Consider the following 24,725-nt stretch of genomic DNA (forward strand, 5'->3'; position numbering starts at 1 on the left):
GGCGAGGCGTCGGTCTTCCCGTGGCGCGCGAGGTAGCGCGCCTGTCGCGCTACGCGCCGGTCTCGACCGCGGCGAGCGTGCCTTCCCGGGCGGGCTCCACGTCGCAGCTCGCGACCCCGAAGGCGACCAGATAGCCGAGCGCATCGTCGCGGCGTCCGGTCCGGACGAGGGTGTCGAGGAGGTTCCCGATCATTTCTTTCCAATCGGGGTGATGCACCAGGGACCTTCGATCCTCGTCGCTTAGCGAGGCGAGGATCTCCTTCATCTGATCGGCCGCACGCGTGAACTCCGTGGCCGCGGCGGCCAGGTCACCCGACTTCGCGCAAATCTCGCCGATCAGGTCGGAGCCCCGGGCCGCCAGGGGGCGGTATCCCCGCTCGTTCGCCCGCCGCACAACCTCGGCGAGCTCCTCAAGGGAATCCGATCCAGTCCCCGCCCTGCAGCCGGCGCGCGCCGCCATCAAAGTGGCGTGGAGCTCCAAATGCGCCATCTTGGACCAACGCGCGATATCCCGCGCCTGCCGTGCCGAACGCTTCGCCTCCGCGTGGCTGCCGGCGCGGAGCTCCACTTCGGCCGATGCGAGAAGGGCGGTGACGAGGCTTGCGACGTGCCCCGTGGGCTCCCCGAGGGAAATCGCCTGCCGCGCGTGATCGCGGGCGGTGTCGAGATCTCCACGCTCGGACGCGATCAGCGCGCGCTTCGCGAAGAGAGCCGCCAGGAGGGTCGCCGCGTCCAGATCGGACGCAATCTGCTCCGATAGGCGGATCTCTACCTCGGCCCGGTCGAGCTGATGCAAGTCGATGTAGAGCTCCGCAAGGTTGTCATGGAGGATCGCCACCGACCGATTCTTCTGACGCAACGATGCCCGGATCTCGAGGCCCTCGCGATACGATCGCTCCGCGCTCGCGTAGTGGCCCTGCTCGAAGTGCAAGACCCCGAGATTATTGAGGCACGCACAAAGGTCCTCGGTATTCCCGAGCTCCCGGCACAGGGAGAGCGACGCCTCCCAATGGCGCTGGGCGCCGACGTGGTCCCCGCTTTGATGGTGAAGGTTGCCCAGGTGCCGGAGCGTGACGGCCTCGCCGCGGCGGTCCACGGCCTTGCGATAGAGCGCGAGCCCCTCGTTCAAATGGTCCTCGGCTTCCTGCGGCTCACCAAGCTGGTAATGGATGATCCCGAGGTTCTTGTGCGACTGGGCCAGCCCGGGCTCGTCGTGCAACCGCTCGCGGATGTCGAGACAGGTGCGGTGGCAGGCGAGCGCTTCTTCCAGATCGCCTCGGACGTAGTGGATCCCGCTCAGGTTGTTGAGCGCCGCGGCGTGAATTCTCTCATCTCCCCGCTTCTCCGCCAGGGCGATGGCTTCGCGCATGTGTTGCTCCGCCACCTCCATGTCGCCCTTGAAGAAATAGAGCTTCCCCAGCTCCCGGACCGCGGAATTCAGCCGAGCATCGTCCCCCGCGGCCCTCGCCTCCTCCGCGAGCGAGGCGTAGCGTCCGATCGCCTCTTCGTAGGTGCGCTGGGACTCGGCGGGATGTCCCAGGAGGTATTGCATTCTCCCGATGGCACGCACGATGTCGGCCTCCCGCCTCGCATCCGGGGCGGAGCGGGTAAGCTCCAGGGCGGCCTCGTAGCTCACGAGGGCGGCCCGGTATCGCCCTGCGGCGTATTCCTGGTCGCCGCGCCGCTGCCGGACTTCGGCAAGCTCCCTCACGCGCTCGACGGGCGGGTGGTGCGGGTGGAGATCGTGGAGCAGGCTCTCGGCGCGTTCCAGGTACCGGATGGCGTCCGCATGGGCGAAAAGCCGCGCCGCCGCGCTCGCGGAGAGCATCAGGTAAGGGAGCGCTTCCGATTTGAGCCCGGCCGCGAGCAGGTTGTGCGCGATGACCCCGGCGTGCTCCTCCGATGCGCCGAAGCTCTCCGCCAGGAATTGGCCAACCACGGTGTGGTATTCGATCCGCAGCTCCGGGGGAATGCTGTCGTAGAGGATTTCGCGGATCTTGGAATGATCGAAGTGATACTGGGGACCCGCCGCGTGGATCAGGTGGTGGATCTGCTCGAGAAACTGAAGCGTCTTGAGCAACGGCATGCGCTCGAGGCCCAATCCACGCAAAATCGTCCCGGAGTGAAAGATGTCCCCTTCGACCGCGCCCAATTCCAAGATTTCCCGCTCGCGGGGACCCAGGCGGCTCAGCCGCCGCATCACGACGTCGTAGACCTTCTCGGGGATGGAGATCTTGTCCGCGGTGGTCGCCAGGGTCCAGGTCCCGTCCCTCTTCGCGAGGATCTTCTCGGCGGTGAGCAGTTTCAAGATCTCCACCATGAAGAAAGGATTTCCCTCCGCCTCGCGGTAGAGAAGCGACCCGAACTCTTCCCCCCAATCGTTCCCCGGGTAGAGCCGAGCGAGCACCTCCATCACTTCCTCACGGCTCAAACGCGCGAGCTCGATCCGCTCGAAGCGATCCTCGCGGCCGAGCATCCGGAGCATGGTCTGAAGAGGGTGCTGGCGGCCGTCGGATTCCGAGATCGCTTCCTCGGGGCGGTACGTGCCGAGGAGAAACATCCGGCGCCCCGAGGCGCGGCGGGTGAGAAAATGGAAGAGGCGCACCGAGCCTTCGTCCGCCCACTGCAGATCCTCGAGCACGAGAACCAGCGGGCGCTCCTCGGAGATGAAGCAGATCACCTGATCCAGCACCTCCCACAGCTCTTCCTCGCTGGTCGGTCCGTTCGTGGCAAACGCGAAGCGTAGGAACCGGCTCAGAACGGGGATGGATCCCGCAATCCTCGGCGCGCGGTCGAAGAGGAATCTCTGGAGGGACTGAGCGGAATCCACGCCGCGCAGGGCGAAGTACTGTTTGATCGCCTCGGCGAACAGCTGATACGAGCTGGCGCTCCCGCCGAAGAGAGAAGAAGCGACCAGGACTCGGGTCCCTTCGCGACGACAGTGTCGGCAGAACTCGTCGACGAGGCGGCTCTTCCCGATCCCCGCCTCGCCCGCGACGCATACCGCGGCCCCTTCCCCGACCCGCACCTCCTGATGAAGCGCCTTCAGACGCTCCATCGGACGCTCGCGACCGACCATCGGCGCCAGGAACCGCTCGCGCCGGGCGGAGACGACCTCACGGGTCGCCACAAGATCCAGCTCCTCGTGGACCCCGGCGCGCCGGCGGCGATCGTGCTCGCGGAAGCGGGCGAGATCCTCGGCCATCTCTTCAGCGCTTTGGTAGCGCTCCCGGGGATTCTTCATCATCGCCTTGAAGACGATGTGCTCCAGGTCCGCGGGAACTTCGGGCATAAGCTCCCGAATCGTGATCGGGTCCTCGTGCAGGATCGCGTGCGCCACCGCGACGGACTGGTCCCCCACGAACGGCAGGCGGCCGGTGAGGAGCTCGTACATGACGACGCCGAGGGAGAAGAGGTCGGATCTCCCGTCCACTTCCTGCCCCACGATCTGCTGCGGCGACATGTAGGACGCCGTTCCCAGGATCGCGTCGCTGCGCGTCATCGTGCTGCCGCCGATGATCTTCGCGAGCCCGAAATCCATGACCTTGATGCGTCCTTCGGGGGTGCGCTTGATGTTCGCGCCCTTGATGTCGCGGTGGACGATTCCCTTGGCGTGGGCCTCGCGGAGCGCTCCCAGGATCTGGAGGCTCATTTCGAGAACCTCGTTCCACGAAAGCGGTCCGCTCGCGACCAGCTCGCGGAGGGTGGCGCCGGGCACGTATTCCATCGCGAGGAACATCTCGTTCCCTTCCGTGCCGACTTCGAAGAGGACCGCGGCGTTGGGATGGCTGAGGGTGGCTGCCGCGCGTCCTTCGTTGAGGAAGCGTCGGCGCGCTTCCGGATCCTGGGACAGCTCGGGGGGAAGGAACTTGAGGGCGGCGCGGCGTTGGAGGAGATCGTCCGTGGCAAGGTAGACGACTCCCATCCCACCTTGCCCCAGCGTGGACTCGATTTTGTAATGCGATACGTGCGGCGGGCGGGGCTCCATCGGTCCAAACCTCAATCGGGTGACGAGCGGACGCGTTCGTAGAGCCGACGGCGCGGAGTATAGCGGTTCCGGTCCCGCATTTCCAGACGAAGGTACGGGCCGGGTGGCGGCCCGGCGATCCGTTTACGAAGCGGCCGCGGCGTGCTCCCGAGCCCCCGTCTGTTCCGGCCGGTCCCCCTCGGCGGCCTTCCGGCCGCCCCATCGGCGTTGGAAGGCGTCGAGGTAGGTGTAAATCACCGGGGTCACGTAGAGCGTCACGAGCTGGGAGAAGGCCAAACCGCCGACCACCGCGATCCCCAGCGGCCGGCGCGCCTCGGAGCCGGAGCCGAAGCCGATCGCGATCGGAAGCGTCCCCATCAGCGCCGCCATCGTGGTCATCATGATGGGACGGAAGCGGATCAGGCACGCCTCGACGATCGCCTCGCGCGCCGGCTTGCCCTCCCTTCGCTCGGCGTCGAGCGCGAAGTCGATCATCATGATCGCGTTCTTCTTCACGAGCCCCACGAGCATGATGATCCCGACGAACGCGTAGATGCTCAGCTCCGTGCGGAACAGCAGCAAGGTGAGCAGGGCGCCGAAGCCCGCAAACGGGAGCCCCGAGAGAATCGTGAGGGGGTGGATGAAGCTTTCGTAGAGAATGCCCAGCACGAGGTAGATGACGAGCACGGCCACGGCCAGCAGCACGAGAAGCCCCTTCTGGCTCGACTGGAACACCTGGGCGGTCCCGAAGAAGCTCGTCGTGATGCTCGAAGGCAGCGTCGCGCGCGCGACGCGTTGCACTTCGTCCACCGCGTCACCGAGCGAAGTGCCGGGCCGGAGATTGAAGGAAATCGTGACGGCCGGAATCTGACCCATGTGCGCCACGCTGAGCGGACCCACCCCCGGGGAAAGCCGGGCGACGGCGCCAAGCGGCACCAGGGAGCCGTTGCTTGTGCCAATGTAGAGGTTCTGCAAGGCCGAGATGTCGCGCTGGAACTCCGGACGAAGCTCCATGATCACCCAGTACTGGTCGGTCGAAGTGAAGATGGTCGAGACCTGCCGCGATCCGAATGCATCGTACAGCGTCTCTTCGATCTGCTGCGCGCTCACGCCCAGCGCCGCGGCGCGGTCGCGGTCGATCTCCACGCTCACCTGAGGGTTCGCGATCTGCAGATCGCTGGTCACATCCTGCAGGCTGGGTAAATCTTTAAGTCGATCGACGAGATCGTTGACGCCGCTGTAGAGCGTCGCCAGGTCCGTGCTCTGGAGCGTGAACTGGTACTGGCTCTTCGCCAGCCGACCGCCGACGTTGATCACCGGAGGGTTCTGAAGGAAGACCCGGATTCCCGGAACGCGGGCGAGCTGGGGCTGAAGCTCCCGGATGATTTCGTCCGCCGAGCGGTCCCGCTCGGCGCGCGGCTTCAGCCGGATGATGATGCGCCCCTGGTTCGAGGAAGAAACCCCTCCCCCCGAGCCCACCGAGGAGGTGAATGACTCCGCATTCGGATCCCGCCCGATGATCGCCGCGACCGCTCGCTGATGTTGCACCATCGACTCGAACGACGTGCCCTCCGCCGTCTCCGTGCTCGCGATCAAACGCCCCGTGTCCTCGCTCGGAATGAATCCTTTCGGCACGAGCCGGAAGAGCACGAAGGTGCCGATGAGAATGCCGAGCGAAAAAACCATCGTGGCGCGGCGGTGGCGCATGACCCAGGCCAGGGTCCGGGCGTAGAAGGCGAGCGCGCGCTCGTAGAGATGCTCCACGGCCCGATACGCGCGGCCGTGCTCGCGGACAGGGTCGAGCTTGAGGAAGCGGCTGCAAAGCATCGGCGTGAGGGTCAGCGAGACGAGTCCCGAGACCAGGATGGCCGCGCTGATGGTCACCGCGAACTCGTGGAAGAGCCTTCCCAGGAGGCCCCCCATCAGGAGCACGGGGATGAACACCGCCACCAGGGAAAGCGTCATCGACACGATGGTGAAGCCGATCTCCCTGGAGCCGTCGAGAGCCGCGCGGAGGGCGCCCTTGCCCTGCTCCATGTGGCGATGGATGTTCTCGAGCATGACGATGGCATCGTCCACGACGAATCCGACCGAGAGCGTGAGCGCCATCAGGGACAGATTGTCGAGGCTGTAGCCCACCTGATGCATCACGGCGAACGTGCCGACAACCGAGAGCGGCAGGGAGAGGCTCGGGATGATCGTCGCCGGAACATTGCGCAGGAACAGGAAGATCACCATCACGACCAGCGCCAGCGTGAGAAGCAACGTGAACTGAACGTCCAGCACCGATCGGCGGATCGAAACCGATCTGTCGTAGAGGGTATGGACCTCGACGGAGGCGGGAAGCTGGGCCCGCTCCCGCTCGACCAGCCTTTGCACCGCGCCCGCCACCTCCACCGTGTTGACTCCGGGCTGGCGTTGCACGGCGAGGGTGATGCTCCGCTGGTCCTGATACCAGCTCGCGACCCTGTTGTTCTGCACGTCGTCGAGCACGTCTCCGAGATCGCGCAGCCGGACCGGCGCGCCGTCCTTGGTCGCCACGACCAGGCTCCCGAACTCCCGGGCGTTCCTCAGCTGGCCGCTCGCCATCACCGTGGCGGTCCGGGTGGGGCCGTACAAGATACCCGTCGGAAGGTTCACATTCGCCGACTGGACCGCGTCGCTCACGGCGCCGATCGGGATCCCTCTCGAAGCAAGTGCCCGCGGGTCCAGGCGGATCCGGACCGCGTACTTCTGCGAGCCGAACACGGACACCTGCGCCACCCCCTGGACCATCGAGATATGCTGCGCGAGCACGTTCTCCGCGTATTCATCCAGCTGGGACAGCGAGAGCAGCTTCGAGGTCACCACGAGAAAGAGGATCGGCTGGTCGGCGGGATTGACCTTTTGATACGAGGGCGGCGTGATCCCCGTGGGGAGCGCGCGGAGGGTTTTTGCGATCGCGGCCTGGACGTCCTGGGCGGCCGCGTCGATATTCCGCTCGAGCGCGAACTGGAGGGTGATCGATGTGCTCCCCTGCGCGCTCGACGAGGTCATGGCGTCGATGCCCGCGATCGTCGAGAACTGCTTCTCGAGCGGGGTCGCGACCGCCGATGCCATGGTCTCGGGGCTTGCGCCCGGCAGGCTCGCGTTCACGGAGATCGTCGGATAGTCCACGTTCGGCAGATCGCTCACCGGCAGCAGCCTGTATCCCACGATTCCGAAGATGAGCACGCCGGCCATGACCAGCGTCGTCATCACGGGGCGCTGGATGAACATTCCGGAGAGGTTCATCCGGGACTCCCGACGGATTTTCGGACCAGCACCTTGGCGCCGGGCGACAGCCTCATTTGCCCCTCGGTCACAACCGGCTCCCCCGCGCGAAGCCCGCGCGCGACGATCGCGAGCTCATCGACGGTGCGCTCGACTTCCACGGGACGAGGCGAGACGGTGGAGTCGGCGTTCACCACGTAGACATAGGATCCCTGCTGTCCCGAGGACACGGCCAGCGCCGGAACCACCACGGCGCGCGGCGCGACGTAGAGAACGAGCCGGACGTCGACGAACTGGCCTGGGACGAGGCGGCCGTCCCGGTTCGGGAATTCCCCCTTGAGGAGAAGGGTGCCGCTCGCCGGGTCGACCGTGTTGTCCACGAAGACCAGCTTCCCTTGGAGCGTCGTGCCGCCGCTGTCGGGCTGGACCAGGACTCGAGGATTCGAGCGGCGGTAGCGCTGGAGCAGCGGCACATCCCGCTCGGCCACCTTGAATGCAACCCGCACGGGATACGGCTGAATGATCGTCACCAGGGGGTCGCTCGTGGAGGCCCGGACGTAGTCTCCGACGTGCACCAGGAGCCGTCCCGTCCGCCCGGAGATCGGCGCCCGAATCGCCGCGTACTCGAGATTCAATCGAGCGGTGTTCGCGGCGGCCGAGTCGGCGCGCACGGTCGCGGCAAGGGCCTCGGCGTTCCCCCGCGTCTGGTCCCACTCCGACTGCGAGAGGATGTTCTGCTCGAAAAGCGTCTGCGACCGCCCGGCTTCGCTGCGCGCGGTCTCCGCCTGGGCGCGATCGCGCGCGAGCGCGGCCAGCGCCTGATCCCAGGCTTCCTGGAAAGGGCGTGGGTCGAGCTGAAACAGCACCTGCCCCTCTCGGACGTTGTCTCCCTCGCGGAACGCGACACGGGTCACGACCCCGCCCACCTGGGAGCCGATCGCCGCCGTCTGAAGGGCCTCGACGGTTCCGGTCGCCTCGAGGGCGAACGGCATATCGCGCTCGACGGCGCTTGCCAGGCTGACCGCGATCCGCGGATTCCGTTGGGCGTCCTTCTCGCCACAGCCGGCCGAAACCAGCACGAGAACGAGGCACGCGAAGGACCGCCAGGAAGGAGGCCGCGCGGGATCCCGCATGGTCAGATCGCGACCTTTCTCAGGCGCAGGGCATTCCCGATGACCGAGACCGAGCTCAGGCTCATCGCGGCGGCGGCAATCACCGGACTCAAGAGCAGACCGAACGCCGGATACAGGGCTCCCGCCGCGATGGGAACGCCGATGATGTTGTAGACGAACGCGAAAAAGAGATTTTGCCGGATGTTGTCCATCGTTCGCCGGCTCAGCCGCCGCGCGCGGGCGATCCCGCGCAGATCTCCCTTGATGAGGGTGACGGAGGCGCTCTCCATCGCCACGTCGGTTCCGGTGCCCATCGCGATCCCGACGTCCGCCTGCGCCAGAGCCGGCGCGTCGTTGATTCCGTCCCCCGCCATCGCGACCACGCGGCCCTCGGCTTGGAGACTCCTCACGATCTCGATCTTCCGGTCGGGGAGCACTTCGGCGATGACCTCATCGATTCCGAGCGCGCTGGCCACCGCCTGTGCGGTCGTGCGGCCGTCTCCCGTCGCCATGATCACGCGGATTCCTTCCTTACGGAGCGCCCGGACCGCTTCGGGCGCGCCCTGCTTGATCGGATCCGCGATCCCCACCAGCCCGGCGAGCGCCCCGTCGACGGCCACGAACATCACCGTCTGCCCCTCCCCGCGAAGCGCCTCCGCGGCCGCGCTCCAGGGTGTGACGTCCGCCCCCGTCTCATCCATGAGCGCGCGGTTGCCGAGAGCGACCTTGCGGCCGCCGACATATCCCCGGACGCCCTTCCCCGGAATCCCCTCGAACCCGCTCGCCTCGGCGGGCGTGATGCCCCGCTCGTTCGCGCCCAGGAGGATTGCGGCCGCCAGGGGATGCTCGCTCCCGCGCTCCAGGGTCGACGCCAGGCGCAGCAGCTCGGAATCGTCGACGGGGGGGAGCGCCTTCACGGTGACGAGCCGTGGCTTGCCCTCGGTGAGCGTACCGGTCTTGTCGATCACGAGCGTATCGACCCGGCCCATGAGCTGGATGGCCTCGGCGTTTCGAAACAGGATGCCCATCGCGGCCCCCCTCCCGGCCGCCACCATGATGGACATCGGCGTCGCCAGCCCCAGGGCGCACGGGCAGGCAATGATGAGCACGGCGACTGCGTTGACGATCGCGTGCGTCATGCGTGGCTCGGGACCGAGCAGGGCCCAGACCCCGAACGTGGCCGCGGCGATCCCGATCACGACCGGCACGAAGTACGCGGAGACCAGGTCCGCGAGCCCCTGGATGGGCGCCCGGCTACGCTGGGCCTCCGCCACCATCGCGACGATGCGCGCGAGCAGCGTCTCGCTGCCGACTCTTTCCGCGCGCATGACGAACGTCCCGGTCCGGTTGATCGTGGCGCCGATCACGCGGTCGCCAGGGTGCTTCTCCACCGGGATCGCTTCCCCCGAAACCATGGACTCATCCACGGCGCTCGCGCCTTCGAGCACGACACCGTCGACGGGAACTTTCTCCCCCGGGCGGACGCGGAGACGGTCCCCCATGCGCACGACTTCGAGGGGCACGTCCTCCTCGATGCCCCCCTCCGCGACACGCCGGGCCGTTGCCGGGGCGAGGTCGAGGAGCTTGCGGATCGCCACGCGGGTCCGCCGCCGCGCGCGAAGCTCCAGCACCTGGCCGAGCAGAACGAGGGCGACGATAGCCCCCGCCGCTTCGAAATAGACACCGACCTCGCCGGAGGCGTCACGGAATGATGAGGGGAACATCCCCGGAACCAGCGCGGCCACGACGCTGTAGGCATACGCCGCGAGCACCCCCATTCCGATCAGCGTGAACATGTTGAGGCTCTTGTTCTTGATCGAGTCGATCGCCCGGGCGTAGAAGGGCCACGCGGCCCACGTGCAGATCGGGGTCGCCAGCACGAGCTCGAACAGCGTGCGCGCGCGCATGGGCATCAGGCGACCGCGCGCCGCCTCCCCGAGCATCTCTTCCATGGCGAGGAGGAGGAGCGGCAGCGCCAGCGCGACCGCGATCCAGAACCGGCGCGACATGTCGCGGAGCTCGGAATCGTCTTCCACGCCGTCCGGCCCCATCGGCTCGAGCGCCATTCCACAAATGGGGCAGGCGCCCGGGCGATCGCGGACGATCTGGGGATGCATGGGGCAGGTCCAACCGCCCGCCCGCGACGAGGGGGCGGGCGAGGGGCCGGTCAGGCGAAGTTTGGGGGCGGGATGCGTCGACGAATAGGCTTCCGGAGATGCCCGGAACGCCTCGAGGCAGTGCGCGCCGCAGAAATGAAACGTCCGGCCACCGTGCGTCGTCGAATACGGCGAGCCGGGCGGGACCCGCATGCCGCAAACGACGTCCACCGTTTCTCCGGGTGCCGACACCTGGTTCACGAAACCCTCCCTCCCGCTTCGGCCCGCCGTCGCGGCAGCTCGACCGTGATCGCGAGGCCACGGGGCCCATTTCCTTGGGCGCGCACGGTTCCTCCGTGCCGCTCGACGATCTCCCTGACGATCGCGAGTCCCAGACCGGAGCCCCCGTGATCGGGCGCCGGTCCGCCGCCCGACCCCGCACCTCGATAGAACCGCTTGAAGACGAGCGGAAGCTCCGCGGCCGGAATCCCGGGTCCATTGTCCCCCACCACGAGAAGGAATCGCTCGCCTTTCCCGGCCGCGAGGTCGAGCTGGACCGAGCCTCCTTCGGGGACGTAGCGGAGCGCGTTCACGAGCAGGTTCTCGAGCACCTGTTCCATGCGGTGCCCGTCGGCGTCGATCCACGCCTCGTCCACGGACTGATGCCACGAGAGGCTCAGACCGGCCCGCCGAAATCGTGGCTCGAATCGTTCGATCGTATTGCGGCAGAGAGACGCCCAATCGAGCGGCTCTTTGGAAAGCGGAGCCGCCCCGGCCTCGAGTCGCGCGAGCTCGAAGAGATCCCGGATCAAGAGATCCATCCGCCGCGACTCATCCAAGAGACCGCGCACGTATTGCGTGCGCTCTTCCTGCGAGACCGGCACCCGCGGGTCGAGCAGCGTCTCAGCATACCCCCGGATCGAGGTGAGGGGCGTGGCCAGCTCGTGCGTGATATCGGCGAAGAGCTGCCGCCGTTCGAGCTCGGTCGCTTCGATTTGGGCGCGGGCGACCGCGAGCCGCTCCGTCATGCGGTTGAGCTGCTGCGCGAGCCTCCCGATCTCGTCGCCGCTCCTGTCCGCGAGCCGGACCGTGAGGTCCCCTTCGGCGACCCTCGTGGCGAGAAGCTCCATGGCGCGCAGGCGGCGAACCAGCAGGCGGACCAGCACGAGCCCTCCAAACGCCGACACCACGATCGCGATGGGAAAGAGGAGAATGGAATTTTGCGATCCGACGATTCCCATCGCCCCGCGCGGCCGGGTCCGGCGCACCACCTGGACCTCCCCGAGCACGGTGGGGCCCCGCATCACCCCCCGGCGCGCGACGACCTCGAGGGGACCCCTCGGGTCCGGTCGGGCCGGCGGGAACGAGGAGGAGTCGCGACCCGAGCGATCGGCGAGGGCGTGCGCGATGAATCGCCACGGAGGCGCGCTGGCGACGCTCCCGTCGCTTCCCCGGAACACGATCCACGCCGGCCTCACGGCTTCGCGGTGGCGCTCGAGCAGCGAATCGAGATCCGCCCCCGTTGCCAGGTTTGGACCCGTCGCGATGGCGCCCGCCACGGCCGAGGCGGCGAGCTCCGCCCGCGCTCTGGCCTCTCTCGCCTCGAGAGGCTGAAGCACGGCGGTCGCCACCAGGGCCTGGAGCAGGGTTCCCACAACCGTCGTGAGCAGGAAGATCGCCGCGATCGTCCAGAACAGGCTCCTCCCGCGCCCGAATCCCTTCACGGGGACGGCTCCGCGAATCGATATCCCGCGCCCCAGACTGTTTGGAGATAGCTCGGGTTCGAGGGGTTCTTCTCGAGCTTGCGGCGAACCCGACTGACCAGGCTGTCGATCGATCGGTCATCCACGACGCGGTCGCTTCCCCAGACCTGCTCCATCAAAGCTTCCCGGCTGAACACCCGCCCGGGGCGCGACGCGAGGAAATAGAGCAGATCGAACTCGAGGGTCGTGAGCGGCACCGGCTCTCCCTCGCGCTCCACCGCCCGCCGGGCCGGATCGACTCGAAGGGCTCCGATCTCGAGAATCCGATCGGCGAGGGTCCCGCTCGAGCGGCGCAGAAGCGCCCGGACCCGGGCCGTGAGCTCCCCCGTGCTGAACGGCTTCGTAACGTAATCGTCCGCGCCGAGCTCGAGCCCGAGAAGTTTGTCCCCCTCGCCCGAGCGCGCGGTGACCATGAGGATCGGGACGTCGCTGTCCTTTCGGATCCGCCGGGTCACCTCGAGCCCGTCCATGCCGGCCAGGCCCAGATCCAGGACCACGAGCGCCGGCTTCAGGCGCGCGAACTCCGCGAGCGCCCGACCACCGTCGGCGGCCTGGTGACACTCGTAGCCTGCCGCTTCGAGATTCTTCGCGATCAGGTCCGCGATTCGGGCGTCGTCTTCGACGACGAGGATTCTTGGATTCGCCACCGTCTTCGCTCCAGGGGCTTCGGGTCCGGACGCCGTGGGCATCGCACATCCTACTGTACGCGTAAAGTTTTGCAGAGATGTGGCGCGAGCGTGCCCATTTATGGCCTCGGGTTGTCCGAGAAAATGCCAATCGAGCGCCACATCTCTGCCATAACCCCGGCGTATCTTCTCCGTAGATGAGCGGCCCGTGGCCCGGGAGGTTCCAGGTCGCGCGAAACGCGGAGCCGGATGCGCGGGTCTCTGTCCTAACAGCTTTGGCGGCACGGAGGTTCAAATGGTTCGCCGGATCATGGGTCCCTTGCTTGTGATCGCGCTCGGTTCTGCGTTCGGTGGGGCGGCCGCGGAGCCGCGTCCCATCTCACTCGAAGAGGCGGTCGCGCTCGCGCAGCGCAACGCGCCGCAAGCGGTCCAGGCACGGGGTCAGTCGCGCAGCGCCGCGGCCGGAGTCCGCGCGGCCTACTCCGCGTTCCTCCCGAGCGTGAGCCTCACGGCCGGAGCCACGCGCCAGTTCGTCTCCGGCGGCCGAACGCGGATTGAAAACGGGCAAGTGATCACGCTCCCATCGGACCCGTGGTCCTCGAGCGTCGGCCTCGGAGCGAACGTGGATCTATTCACGGGGGGCCAGCGCTTCTTTGATTTGCGGCAGGCCCAGGCGATTCAGATCGCCGCCGAAGGGAACGAGACGATGCAGCAATACGACGCGGCCCTCGCCGCGAAGCAACAGTTCTTCAACGTGCTCGCTGCTCGTGAGTCGCAAGGAGCGGCGGCCGCCCAGCTCGAGCAGGCCGAGCAGCAAAGGAAGAGCGCCATCGCACGGACCCTGGCCAGGGTGGCGACCCGCTCGGATTCGCTTCGGGCGGAGATCCAGTATCGGACCGCGCAGCTCGCGGTGACCGACGCGCAGAACGGGCTCGAATCGGCGAACGCCTCCTTGGCGCGGGTCGTGGGGTCTCCGCAGCCGGTCACCGCCGTGCAGGTCGACTCTCTCGAGCACCCCGGCTTGGCAATCGACGAGACGTCGCTGCGCCAGCTGGCGGAGAACGGTCCGGCCGTGCGGCAGGCAAAAGCCGGGCTGGACGCCGCGAAGGCCGCGCAGCGTAGCGCTTGGACCGATTACCTCCCCTCCCTCGCCGCGAGCTACTCGCGCACCGGAAGCGGTACCGGAAACGCACCGGTTCTCGCGGGAAATGATTTCAGCTATTCGGGCGCGCTCCGATTCTCGGCATCCCTCCCGCTCTTCAATCAATGGCAGCGCGAGGAGCGGATCACCCAGGCCAAGGTCGCGCAGGAGAACGCCGAGGCGGCCCTGCGCGACGCGCGCCTCGCCGCGGTCGAGACCTTGACGCGGCAGCTCGGCGCGTTCCGGTCGGCCGGGGAACGCGTGGCGTCGCAGGCCGCTTCGGTGGCGGCCGCCGAAGAAGATCTCCGCGTGCAGCAACAGCGATACGCCGTCGGCGGATCGACCCTGCTCGACGTCCTGACTTCCCAGACGCAGCTGAACGAGGCGCGCCGGGACCTCATCCGGGCGCGTTACGACCAGCGCGTCGCGAAGGCGGAGCTCGAGGCGTTGGTGGGAAGGGAGCTGTAAGCCATGGCGAGCGTGGGCCGCGCCGAAAAACCCGTGGGTTTGCGCCGGGCCGCCCAGCGTCCCCTGGTCCTGGCGCTCGTCGCGCTGGCCTCGATCGCCGCGATCCTCCTGGTCCGCGGAGCGCGGCACCGGTCCGGCGCGCAGGAGGTCCTGGCCGTTCCCGTCGAGCGACGCGACATCGCGGTCACGATCGAAGCGACCGGGGCCGTCGAGCCGATCGATCTCGTTGAGGTGAAATCGAAAGCCTCCGGACAGATCGTCCGGATGCCCGTGCAGGTCGGCTCCACCGTCCGCAGAGGCGATTTGCTGGCGCAGATCGATCCCCGGGACGTCCAGAATCAGTACAGCCAGTCCCTGGCGGCCCTCGACGCGGCCCGAGCCAAGGCGGAAATCTCAGGGACGCAGAAGAAGCGTTCGGACGATCTCTTCGCGACACAGGTCATCACCGCCGAGGAGCACGAGAGCGCCATCCTCGATTACGCGAACGCCCAGGCCGCGCTCGTGAAGGCGGCGGCGGACCTCGATCTCGCGAAACAGCGCCGGGAAGATGCGACCGTGCGCGCCCCCATCGGAGGAACCATCCTGGACCAAGCCGTCTCCTCCGGACAGGTGATCTCGTCGGCCACCTCTTCCGCCAGTGGCGGAACCACGCTTCTCCATATGGCCGACTTGGCCAAGATACGCCTGCGCGCGTTGGTCGGGGAGACCGACATCGGAAGCGTGCGACCGGGGCAAACCGCCACGGTTACCGTCGACGCTTTCCCACAACGCACCTTCACGGGCCGGGTCGAAAAAATCGAGCCCCAGGCGGTCGTACAGCAATCGGTCACCATGTTCCCGGTGCTCATCTCCGTCTCGAACGAGAGCCGTCTGCTTCTGCCCGGGATGAACGGCGAGGTGTCGATGCTCGTCGACCAGCGGGAAAACGTCCCGGCGATCCCGGTCGACGCCGTCCGCGGCGCGCGCGAGATGCCGGTCGTCGCGGCCGCGCTCGGCTTGGATGCCGCCCGCGTTCGGGCGCAGGTCGACGAGCAGTTGAGGCCGCGGGCGGCCGGGCGGGCGACACGTTCCGGCGCCTCGGACTCGAGCCCCGGACGCGGGTTCCGGGCGGCCGCGCAGGGCACGCGCGCGGGCGGCGCGGGGCGCGCCAGCCGGGCGCAGGTTGCGTTCGTGAAGACCGCGGCCGGGCTTGAGCCCCGTGTCGTGCGGCTCGGGCTGAGCGATTTTGATTACGCCGAGGTCCTGGACGGGGTCGAAGCAGGAGAACAGGTCGTCCTCCTGGGGGTCGCCGAAGCCCAGGCGTCTAGGGCCGAAACCCAAAACCGGATCCGCCAGCGGCTCGGGAGTGGAGTGCCGGGCGTCCCGGGGACAGGCGGCGGGAGCGCCCGCGGCGGCGGTCCCGGCGGAGGCCGGGGCGGCCCCGGCGGGGGGCCTTAGGATGCGGATCGGCGAGACCATCACCGTCGCGCTCGAAGCGCTCCGCGCGAACAAGCTGCGCTCGTTTCTGACCATGCTCGGCATCGTGATCGGGGTGGGGGCGGTGATCGCCATGGTGGCGCTCGGTCGGGGGGCGCAGCAATCGGTTCGGGACCGCATCGCCTCCCTTGGAACCACGCTCCTGAGCGTGTTCCCGGCACAGGCGCGCGGCGCGGGCGGCGTCGCCTCCTCCAGCGAGCGCGCGCCGCTCGCGATCGACGACGCCAAAGCGATCGAGGACCGGTCCACGCTGGTGGCGGCGGTCCAACCGGAGATGTCGCGCTCGCTCCAGGTGCAGTACGAGAACCGGAACGTGAATACTTCGATTGTCGGAACGACCGCGAACTATCTCGAGGTCAGGAAGTTCGCGATCGAATCCGGGCGCATGTTCAGGGGCGCCGAGGACGCGGCGCGCAGGCGGGTCGCGGTGCTCGGGCAGCAGGTTCTCACCGATCTGGGGCTGGGATCAGGCGAGGCGCTGGTCGGCGCGGAGGTCCGGATCAACGGAATTCAATTCGAAGTCATCGGCGTGCTCGCGCCGAAAGGCCAGGGCGGGGGGTTCGCGAACCCCGACGACCAGGTCTTGGTCCCGATCCAGACGGCACGCTACCGGCTGATCGGGAACGACCGGCTTCGCTCCATCAGCGTCCTGGCCCCCTCGGAGGACGACATCCCGGTGACGATGGCGGAGGTCCAGAGGATCCTTCGGCGCGAGCACCGCCTGAGGCCGGGCCAGGATGACGACTTCGTGATCCGCAACCAGGCCGATTTCCTGACCACCCTGGGCGAAACCACCCGCGTGTTCACATATTTGCTCGCGGGGATCGCGGCGGTGAGTCTGCTCGTGGGCGGAATCGGAATCATGAACATCATGCTCGTTTCGGTGACGGAGCGGACCCGCGAGATCGGCATCCGAAAAGCGCTCGGCGCCACACAAAGAACCATCCTCCTCCAGTTCCTGATCGAGGCGGTGGTCCTCTGCCTCCTGGGCGGCACGATCGGAATCATCCTCGGAGCGGGCTCCGCGATGATCGCGCGGAGCGCGTTTCAATGGAGCACATCGGTGGGGGCCTCGTCGGTCGTGATCGCGTTCGTGTTCGCGGCCGCCGTGGGCATTCTCTTCGGGGTCTGGCCGGCCCGACGTGCGGCTTCGTTGGACGCGATGGAGTCGCTGCGCTACGAATGATCCCGGTCGCCCATGAGCTCTTTCACAATCCGTACCAGGTCCGCCATTTCGACCGGTTTCGCGACGTGCACGTCGAAGCCGGCCCGCAGAGCCCGGCTGGCATCCTCCGCGCCTGCGTAGGCGCTGAGGGCGACCGCGGGCGTCGTTCCGCCATGCTCGGCGGAAAGCGAGCGCAGTTTGCCGATCAGGTCATACCCGCTTTCGCCGGGCATCGCGATGTCGCTGATCAGCAAGTCGGGACGCCGGGAGGCGACCGCCGACAACGCGTCGCGGCAGGAGCTCACAGTGACAATGTCGGCTCCGCAGCGCGAGAGAACCATCGCGAGCAGCTCCCTCGAGTCGGGATCGTCCTCAACCAGGAGAATCCGCGTTCCACCGAGCGATTGAATGGAGTGGTCGTCGCCTTTCCCCGCCGGCTCCAAGCTCCCGGAATTCGTCCGACCCTCGATCCCGCGTAGCGCGGGCACCTCAGCGAGCGGCAACGTCACAACGAAAACGGCCCCGCCCTCCTCCACTCGATTCGAAGCCGAGACGGTCCCTCGATGGAGATCCACGATGTGCCTCACGATCGCGAGGCCCAACCCGAGACCTCCGTGCTTGCGGGTGCCCGAGGAGTCCCTCTGGCGGAAACGGTCGAATACGTAAGGGAGGAATTCCGGATCGATGCCGGGACCGTCGTCCTCCACTCGGATGGACGCGAAGAAACGCTCTTGCTCGAGGAAGACGGTGACGCGTCCGCCTTCGGGGCTGAACTTGATCGCGTTTGAAAGCAGATTCGAGGCAACCTGGTGAAGCCGATCCGGATCTCCTAGGACCGGTTTGGTCGGGTGCACAAGCTCCAGACTCAAGACGACGTTCTTGGTCTGAGCCATCGGCCTCATCGTGTCGATCGCGCCCTCGACGACCGTGACCAGGTTGACCGCATGGACTTTGAGCTCCAGCCGGCCGACGGCCATTCGGGAAATATCCAGGATGTCCGAGATCAGGTGGCTCTGGATCCTCACATTTCGGTTGATCGTTTCCACGGCCCGCGCCGTCGTCGCCGGATCGAGCTGCCCTTCCCGCAGTAAGTTCGCCCAGCCGGCGATGGCGTTGAGCGGGGTGCGGAGCTCATGCGAGAGCGTGGCGAGGAACTCGTCCTTGAGGCGGTTCGCCTCCTCGGCCTCGCGACGAGCGGCCTGCTCCCGAGCCAGCGAAGCCCGCGCGTTCTCCGCCCTCTTGTGCTCGGTGATGTCCTGGCCGGTCCCGATCATCCGTATGGGTTTCCCACGCCCGTCCGTGAGGACGCCTCCCTGATCCAGGAGGACCCGGACGCTGCCGTCCGGCCGAACGATCCGGTGCTCGAAGCTGAAGGCGTGTTTCTCGCGGACGGCGGTGGATACCACGGTGCGGGCGTGCTCGCGATCGTCGGGATGGACCCGCTCGAGAAATCCTTCATAGGTAGCGCCGAAGGTGGTCGGGTCGAGCCCGTAGATCGAGCAGAGCTCATCCGACCACCAGACGACGTTCCGGTCGATGTCCCATTCCCAACTCCCCATCCGCGCGGCCCTCTGAGCTTCGCGAAGACGCGCCTCGCTCTTCTCCAGTTTCTCCTGGGCCCGCGCACGCTTGGCGACCTGGCTATGAAGCTCCTGATTGGAGATCCAGAGCTGCCCCGTCCGCTCCAGAACCCGCTGCTCCAGCTCTTCGTTGAGGCGGCGCACGGAATTCTCGATCCGCCGGCGGCCGGTGACCGCAGCGCTCATCGCGAGGATCATGATCGAGACGACGGCCATGAAACCCTGGAGCAGGAGGAGCGACTCGTTCGGAGGTCTGCCGGAGAAGGGCCCGAACCCTTGGAGCGTGCCTAGGGTGGCGATCGTGGAGAGCAGGGCGATGGCCGTCGTGGACTCACGCGGTCCGAACCGAAAGGCGACCCAAACCAAAGGCGGGAGACAGAAATATTGCAGGGGGTAACGCGTATCTTCGAAGGGGGTCATGCCATGGAACACGAACAGCGCGAGCGCGGCCAGCGTGAACAAGAGCAAGCCCGCTTCCACGATCTGCCGCCGTGACCAGAGCGCCTTAGGCTTGAGCCACCACAGCACCGCGAGGGGCGCTACCACGAGCGCCCCCGACGCGTCTCCAAGCCACCAAGTCCACCAGATCACCCCGAAGTCCTTCCATGGCGCGAATCCTCCCAGAGAAAGCGTCGTGACGCCGATCGTAGCGCTCACCGCGGTGCTCACGATCCCCGCCAGGCCCGCGAACTTGAAGATATTATTTGGTTGCTCGAAGACGCGCCGACCACCGGCGAATCGCTGAACGAGATAGCTCCCGAGAAGCCCTTCCAGCGTGTTCCCGACGCCGATGCCGGCCGATGTCGCCGCGTTCCCCGCGGTCGTAAGGTTGGCCAAGAAAGCCCCGAGCAGGACGCCGGGCCAGACGCGGTAACCCAGGATGAGGAACGCCGCGAGCGCGATGCCGGTGGGGGGCCAAACCGCCGTAGCGCTCGCGTTCACGAACGCGAGGCTCAACCCGATCTTTCCCGCGATCAGGTAAACCACGGCGACCGCGAGGCTGGCCACGACGCCCTTGAGCAATCGGGGATTCGGCATTGGACGCAGGGGCTCCGGAACGAGATCGAGGGGGTGCGCGGAGGGGGAGCTTATGGAAGAACCGGGTCTGGCGCAACATCGCCGCCGGAATTCCAGGCGCCGAAGGGCGCGCCGCGGCGTGTGACTACGGAAACGGTGGGACCGTGACCCTGCGAATTATAGACCCCGGCGGGCAGCGCCCGTGTGACCCCTCTATAGCCCGGGAATGCGGCGCGCGAGGTGTCGATTCAGGTCCAGAGGCCGCTCCGAGCCGGGCGAATACTGCGCCTCGGGTGTGCGCTGCCCCACCGGGGAACTCGTTTCCGTGATGCTCTGGCGGGTTGGCGGGAGATTCGGGTGGCGCTCGGCCCCGGGGACCCTGAACACGCCGCACCCTTGAGGTCCGAACGGTCATTCATGATTCGCTCCTCCGTTGCTCGAGGGGCGACTGGTGAGTCGTCGAGCCAAGCCATCGAGGAATCGCTGCGTCCCGAGTCTGACACCTCGCGCCAACGCCACAGCGGCCCGGACCGGAACTTCCACCTCGTCAAGCAAGGTGTCCGAAAGGCAAGCCGTGCGCTCTCCGATCGATTCGAAGCGATCCACCGCGCGTCGCAGCCGTGGGACGACATCACGAATGGATCGCACGAGCTCGCCCGCATCGCGCGCAACGTTCCCGAGCTGATCGATCCACTGTCGGGTTTCCTCGGCGAGCTTGAAGAATTCGTCCGAGGTCCTTCGAAAATGCCGCATCTCCCGAATGACCGTAATCGCGATGGCAACCACCGCAATTGTTACAATTACAAAGCAAATCTGGAGAACCGTCGACATCGTTTGCCCCGACTTACCTGATGGGCTCCTGCACTTGAGGAGCGAAGCCGCGCGCCCTCCCGGTGCACGGCTCGCATTGAGCAACATCGGGGCCAGGAGAGCTGAAGAAAGAAAAGGGGCCCTCCATTAAGGGGAGAGGGTTGGGTGGGGAACCGCCCGGTCCCGGTCGGAAGGCCAGTGGAGGGCCCCTGGATACATTTTCACGCGAGCAAGGCCGGAGGATCGGACCGAAGACTCTGCCTTTTCGGTCTAGGTCCAGGTCTTTGACGTCCGGACCCCCAGCACCTGCTCGCTCGAAACCTCATGAGCGCTCGCCACGCTCGACCGCATCATCTGCCGGCAAGTTACGCAGCAATCGTGCCACCGGCGTTGAGACGTAACTCCGCTATTTGCAGTGCCTCACGTGTCGTCACAGGCATCAGGAGCTATGTACGGATTCCTACGCGCTTGTAGAAGCTACAAGGAGACGCCCGGCCTCGAACGTTTCCGGCGCAACGCGAGCCCTTGGAATGAGCCCGCATCGGTTCCGATCATGAGAGCCGAACACACCGTCTATTTGGTGTAAACTGGCCGTTCCCGGGGACCCGGAAGAAAAGAGAGATACGGCCATGGAAACCATTGTCGATTTGGAAGGGAGCTCTGCCGCAACGAAGGCCTTCGACAATGGCGGAGCCGGCTCACACCCTTCGCTTCCAGAGCGGGAAGGGTCGCTCGCGATTGCCCAAGTGGCTCCCCTCTACGAGTCCGTCCCTCCGAAACTTTATGGCGGCACCGAACGGATCGTCTCGTACCTGACGGAGGAGTTGGTATCGGCGGGGCATGATGTGACGCTCTTCGCGAGCGGCGATTCGAGGACCAAGGCGAGGCTGGTCCCCGTCCGCCCTCGGTCCCTGCGGCTTGACGAGCACCGCGCGGATCCGCTCGCTCACCATCTGCTCATGCTCGAACGGGTCGTGCAGGAGTCGCGTCGGTTCGACATCATCCACTTCCACTGCGACTATCTTCATTTCCCGCTCTCGCGGCGGCTCCCCGTTCCCAGCCTCACGACTCTCCACGGCCGTCTGGATCTTGCGGACCTGGTTCCTGTCTATCGCGAGTACTCGGACGCGCCTCTCGTGTCCGTTTCGGACGCTCAGCGGACACCGCTTCCATGGGCGAATTGGCAGGCCACGATTCACCACGGTCTTCCTTCAAGCTTCGGCGCCGCTCCATCCAAGCCCGGGACCTACCTCGCCTTTCTGGGACGAATCTCCCCCGAAAAGCGGGTCGATCGCGCGATCGAGATCGCCCGGCGGACCGGCATGGAGATCAAGATTGCCGCCAAGGTCGATGCGGCGGACCGCGTCTATTTCGACGAGGTGATCCGACCGCTCCTCACCGACCGGAGGGTCGAATTCCTGGGTGAAATAGGAGAAAACGAGAAGATCCCGTTCCTGAGCGAGGCCTATGCCCTGCTTTTCCCGATCGACTGGCCCGAGCCGTTCGGACTTGTGATGATCGAGGCCATGGCGTGCGGAACCCCGGTGATCGCCTACCGACGCGGCTCCGTTCCCGAGGTGATCGACGACGGCGTGACCGGGTACGTTGTGGGATCCATCGGCGAGGCTGTGAGGGCGGTGCAGCGAATCGGCGGCCTGAGCGGCGCTGCCTGCCGCTCCGTTTTCGAGCGGCGGTTTACTTCGAAGCGAATGGCCCAAGACTACGTGAAGACCTATCGGTCGCTGATCCGCCGGGCGGTCGGTCGCGCCTCGGGGCCGGCGCCTCGCTCGGTCGAGAGCAGCCGGGCGGCCTAGCGGCGAGCCTCTACACCGTCGCGGAGTAGTTGTTCAGGCGGTTATAGATTGTCTTCAGGCTGATGCCCAGGATCTCGGCGGCCTTCCTCTTGTCACCTCCGAAATGCTCGAGGGTGGCGAGGATGAAATGCCGCTCGATCTCCGCGAGCGACATCCCCACGCGCATCGCGTCGTGGGTGGAAGCCGCCGCCTGGGGTGCCGGCGCGGCGGGGCCGATCGGGAGGGCATCCATCTCGATAACATCCTCGCTCAGGATGAACGCCCGCCGGATCATGTTCTTGAGCTCCCGCACATTCCCCGGCCAGCTGTAGGCGGCAAGCCTCTGGAGAGCGGCGGCGCTGAATTTCTTGGAGGCGCCCTCCTCGCGGTTGATCTGAGCCAGAAAGTGCTCCGCCAGGAGAACGACGTCGTCGCTCCGGTCGCGCAAAGGCGGCAGCACGATCGGAAAAACATTCAGCCGGTAGAGAAGGTCCTCGCGGAACTTGCCTTCCTTGACGGCGATCTCGGGGGGCCGGTTGCTCGCGGCGATCACGCGAACGTCCACCGCGATCGGCTCATCCCCGCCGACGCGAATCAGGGTCCCGGTTTCCAGGACGCGCAGGAGCTTCACCTGGAGCTCGATCGGCATCTCCGTGATTTCGTCGAGGAAAAGCGTCCCGCGCGACACGCGCTCGAAGTATCCCCGATGGAGCTGTGTCGCCCCGGTGAAGCTGCCCCGCTCGTGGCCGAACAGCTCGCTCTCAATGAGGTTGGCCGGGACCGCGCCGCAATTGACGGGAAGGAAAGGCTGGCTGCGGCGGCGTCCGAGCTCGTGGATGGTGGCCGCCACTTCTTCCTTTCCAGTGCCGCTCTCGCCAACGAGGAGCACCGTTGCGTCCGTCGGGGCGACCTTGACGACCAGGTCGTAGACCTTCTGCATGATCGGGGAGTTCCCGATCAGCCGGCCAAAGCGTCCCAGCTCGCGCAGCTCCTCGCGCAAGCAGCCGATCTCTTGCTTGAGCGCCAGCGTGCGCGAGACGTTCGCCAGCGCGGTCTTGAGCCGACGAATATCGACCGGCTTGGTGAGGTAATCGAGCACCCCTACGCGGAGCGCCGCCACGGCGGAGTCCACCGACGCGTATCCGGTAATCAAGATGAACTCCGGGCGGGGCGTCGAGTTCATGTCTGGGAGCAGCTCGAGCCCTTTTCCGTCCGGGAGCATCAGATCGGCGAGCACGACATCGGGCCGCGTCTGCGCGAGCCGATCGCGGGCTTCCGCGAGAGTCGCGGCGGACAGCGTGGAGAAGCCCTCCTTCTCCACGAGCTCCATCATCGCCGAGAGGCTGTTGGCTTCATCGTCGACGATCAGCGCGATAGGCATGACGGTGCTCAGGCCCCGGCCGGGGCCAGAGGGAGCTGGATTTCCAAGCCCGCGGGGCCCCGCCGGCCGCGGGATCTCACTTTGATGCTGCCGCCGTGACGTTCCACCGCGCGCCGCGCCGCATAGAGACCCCGCTCGACGCCGAGGGCACGGCCCGGCTGGGGCGGGCCGCCCGAGCTGTCGAGAATCGCCGGTTGCGCTCCCGGCGCCGCGCCTGTCAGCGTGAACAGCGCCTTCCCGCGGCCGGCGGCGAGGGATATGCCCAATTCCCCGCCGTCCGGAAGTCCTTCGAGCGCCGTGAGGAGAATGTGGATCAGAGCGTGCTTGATCGAGTCTCGATTGCCGTCGACTACGACCGGCGCCTCGGGCAGGCTGAGAAGGACCTGCACTCTCGAGCGGCGGCAATAGGGGTCGAGAAACGAATGCAGGTCGCGGGCGGTATCGGCAAGGTCGAACCGCTCCCTCGAATCCTCGGTTACCCGCGTCTGGCCCAGCAGGCCATCCAGCATCCGCTCGAGCCGCCGAATTTCCGAGCCGATGACCTCCACGTAGCGCTCCTGGCGAAGGGACGCATCATCCTTGGATTTACCCTCGATGGTGTTGCGCAGGAGCTCCAAGTAGAGGATGACCGTGTGAAGAGGAGTTCGAATGTCGTGGGCGGTCACCGCCGACACCCGAGACAGGGCGCGCAGGTGGGCGGCGAGGCGCAAATCGGCTTCGAGCGCCCGCGTCGTCTCGTCGTCGGCCACCAAGTCCGGATCCAAGACGAACGGGGAACCTTCTAGCATGCCAGGATCCATGGGTCAGTGGCTATCGGGTTCGATGCGCCGAGATGCAGGCCGGGGGCCGTGTACGCTCCAGAGCGCGATCCATGCGCAGCCGGCCTAGGAAAAGAACGGACCGCAAACTCACCGTAACACTACGTACATTGTGAAGGTCCCCCCCAGCCGTTGCAAGCCTTGATATTGCCAGGCCTTGATATTGCTAGATGTACCTCACGATGACCGGCTGCCGGTTCGAGGCCGGGACCTATCGGCCTCTCCAAGTAACGGCGGCTTCATCCGTCAGCGGGGTCAAG

Annotated in this window: 14 protein-coding genes; 5 read left to right on the forward strand and 9 right to left on the reverse strand. The window is 66.7% G+C overall.

The genetic code is table 11. From position 1 onward, the window contains the following. Positions 1-49: 49 nt before the first annotated feature. The 6 genes from E6K76_02445 to E6K76_02470 form a co-directional block, all read right to left on the reverse strand. Positions 50-3,988, reverse strand: a complete 3,939-nt coding sequence (locus E6K76_02445) for a tetratricopeptide repeat protein (protein ID TMQ60206.1) — start codon at positions 3,986-3,988, stop codon at positions 50-52. 123 nt (positions 3,989-4,111) lie between these two features. Beyond that, positions 4,112-7,240 (reverse strand): efflux RND transporter permease subunit, encoded by a 3,129-nt coding sequence (locus E6K76_02450; GenBank protein TMQ60207.1) that lies wholly within the window; start codon positions 7,238-7,240, stop codon positions 4,112-4,114. After that, entirely contained in the window at positions 7,237-8,352 is a 1,116-nt protein-coding gene (locus E6K76_02455) for an efflux RND transporter periplasmic adaptor subunit (GenBank protein TMQ60208.1), read from the reverse strand. Before E6K76_02455 ends, E6K76_02450 begins: the two co-directional genes overlap by 4 nt. A gap of 2 nt (positions 8,353-8,354) precedes the next feature. Then, a complete protein-coding gene (locus E6K76_02460) occupies positions 8,355-10,640 on the reverse strand; it encodes a heavy metal translocating P-type ATPase (protein TMQ60252.1) in 2,286 nt (761 codons plus the stop codon). Between the two features lie 44 nt (positions 10,641-10,684). Beyond that, entirely contained in the window at positions 10,685-12,151 is a 1,467-nt protein-coding gene (locus E6K76_02465) for a HAMP domain-containing histidine kinase (protein ID TMQ60209.1), read from the reverse strand. Beyond that, on the reverse strand, positions 12,148-12,879 hold the full coding sequence (locus tag E6K76_02470) for a response regulator transcription factor (GenBank protein TMQ60210.1): 732 nt from the start codon (positions 12,877-12,879) through the stop codon (positions 12,148-12,150). The genes E6K76_02465 and E6K76_02470 overlap by 4 nt, the downstream gene beginning before the upstream one ends. Positions 12,880-13,111: 232 nt before the next feature. Between E6K76_02470 and E6K76_02475 the strand changes: the two genes are divergently transcribed. The 3 genes from E6K76_02475 to E6K76_02485 are packed head-to-tail and all read left to right on the forward strand — an operon-like array spanning position 13,112 to position 17,087. Next, entirely contained in the window at positions 13,112-14,425 is a 1,314-nt protein-coding gene (locus E6K76_02475; GenBank protein ID TMQ60211.1) for a hypothetical protein, read from the forward strand. Positions 14,426-14,428: 3 nt separating this feature from the next. Further along, positions 14,429-15,862 (forward strand): efflux RND transporter periplasmic adaptor subunit, encoded by a 1,434-nt coding sequence (locus tag E6K76_02480; GenBank protein ID TMQ60212.1) that lies wholly within the window; start codon positions 14,429-14,431, stop codon positions 15,860-15,862. Position 15,863: 1 nt separating this feature from the next. Then, the gene (locus E6K76_02485) at positions 15,864-17,087 is read left to right on the forward strand and encodes an FtsX-like permease family protein (protein ID TMQ60213.1); all 1,224 of its coding nucleotides are present in this window, start codon (positions 15,864-15,866) and stop codon (positions 17,085-17,087) included. On the opposite strand, the gene E6K76_02490 is transcribed toward E6K76_02485, so the two are convergent. Next, complete coding sequence (locus E6K76_02490) at positions 17,078-19,684, reverse strand: response regulator (protein ID TMQ60214.1); 2,607 nt, start codon at positions 19,682-19,684, stop codon at positions 17,078-17,080. The two genes, E6K76_02485 and E6K76_02490, sit on opposite strands and share 10 nt — an antisense overlap. 396 nt (positions 19,685-20,080) lie before the next feature. Between E6K76_02490 and E6K76_02495 the strand changes: the two genes are divergently transcribed. Both E6K76_02495 and E6K76_02500 read left to right on the forward strand, forming a co-directional pair. Beyond that, positions 20,081-20,515: a hypothetical protein gene (locus E6K76_02495; GenBank protein ID TMQ60215.1), complete on the forward strand. Its 435-nt coding sequence runs from the start codon at positions 20,081-20,083 to the stop codon at positions 20,513-20,515. A 587-nt stretch (positions 20,516-21,102) separates the two neighbouring features. Next, the gene (locus tag E6K76_02500; GenBank protein ID TMQ60216.1) at positions 21,103-22,287 is read left to right on the forward strand and encodes a glycosyltransferase family 4 protein; all 1,185 of its coding nucleotides are present in this window, start codon (positions 21,103-21,105) and stop codon (positions 22,285-22,287) included. Between the two features lie 10 nt (positions 22,288-22,297). Here the strand turns inward: E6K76_02500 and E6K76_02505 are convergent, their stop codons facing one another. Continuing rightward, positions 22,298-23,647 carry a sigma-54-dependent Fis family transcriptional regulator gene (locus tag E6K76_02505; GenBank protein TMQ60217.1) on the reverse strand — a complete coding sequence of 450 codons (1,350 nt, stop codon included), beginning with the start codon at positions 23,645-23,647 and terminating at the stop codon, positions 22,298-22,300. Between the two features lie 8 nt (positions 23,648-23,655). Continuing rightward, a complete protein-coding gene (locus E6K76_02510) occupies positions 23,656-24,447 on the reverse strand; it encodes a HAMP domain-containing histidine kinase (protein ID TMQ60218.1) in 792 nt (263 codons plus the stop codon). Positions 24,448-24,725 lie beyond the last annotated feature (278 nt).

It is taken from the genome of Candidatus Eisenbacteria bacterium (assembly GCA_005893275.1).
Lineage (GTDB): Bacteria > Eisenbacteria > RBG-16-71-46 > SZUA-252 > SZUA-252 > WS-7.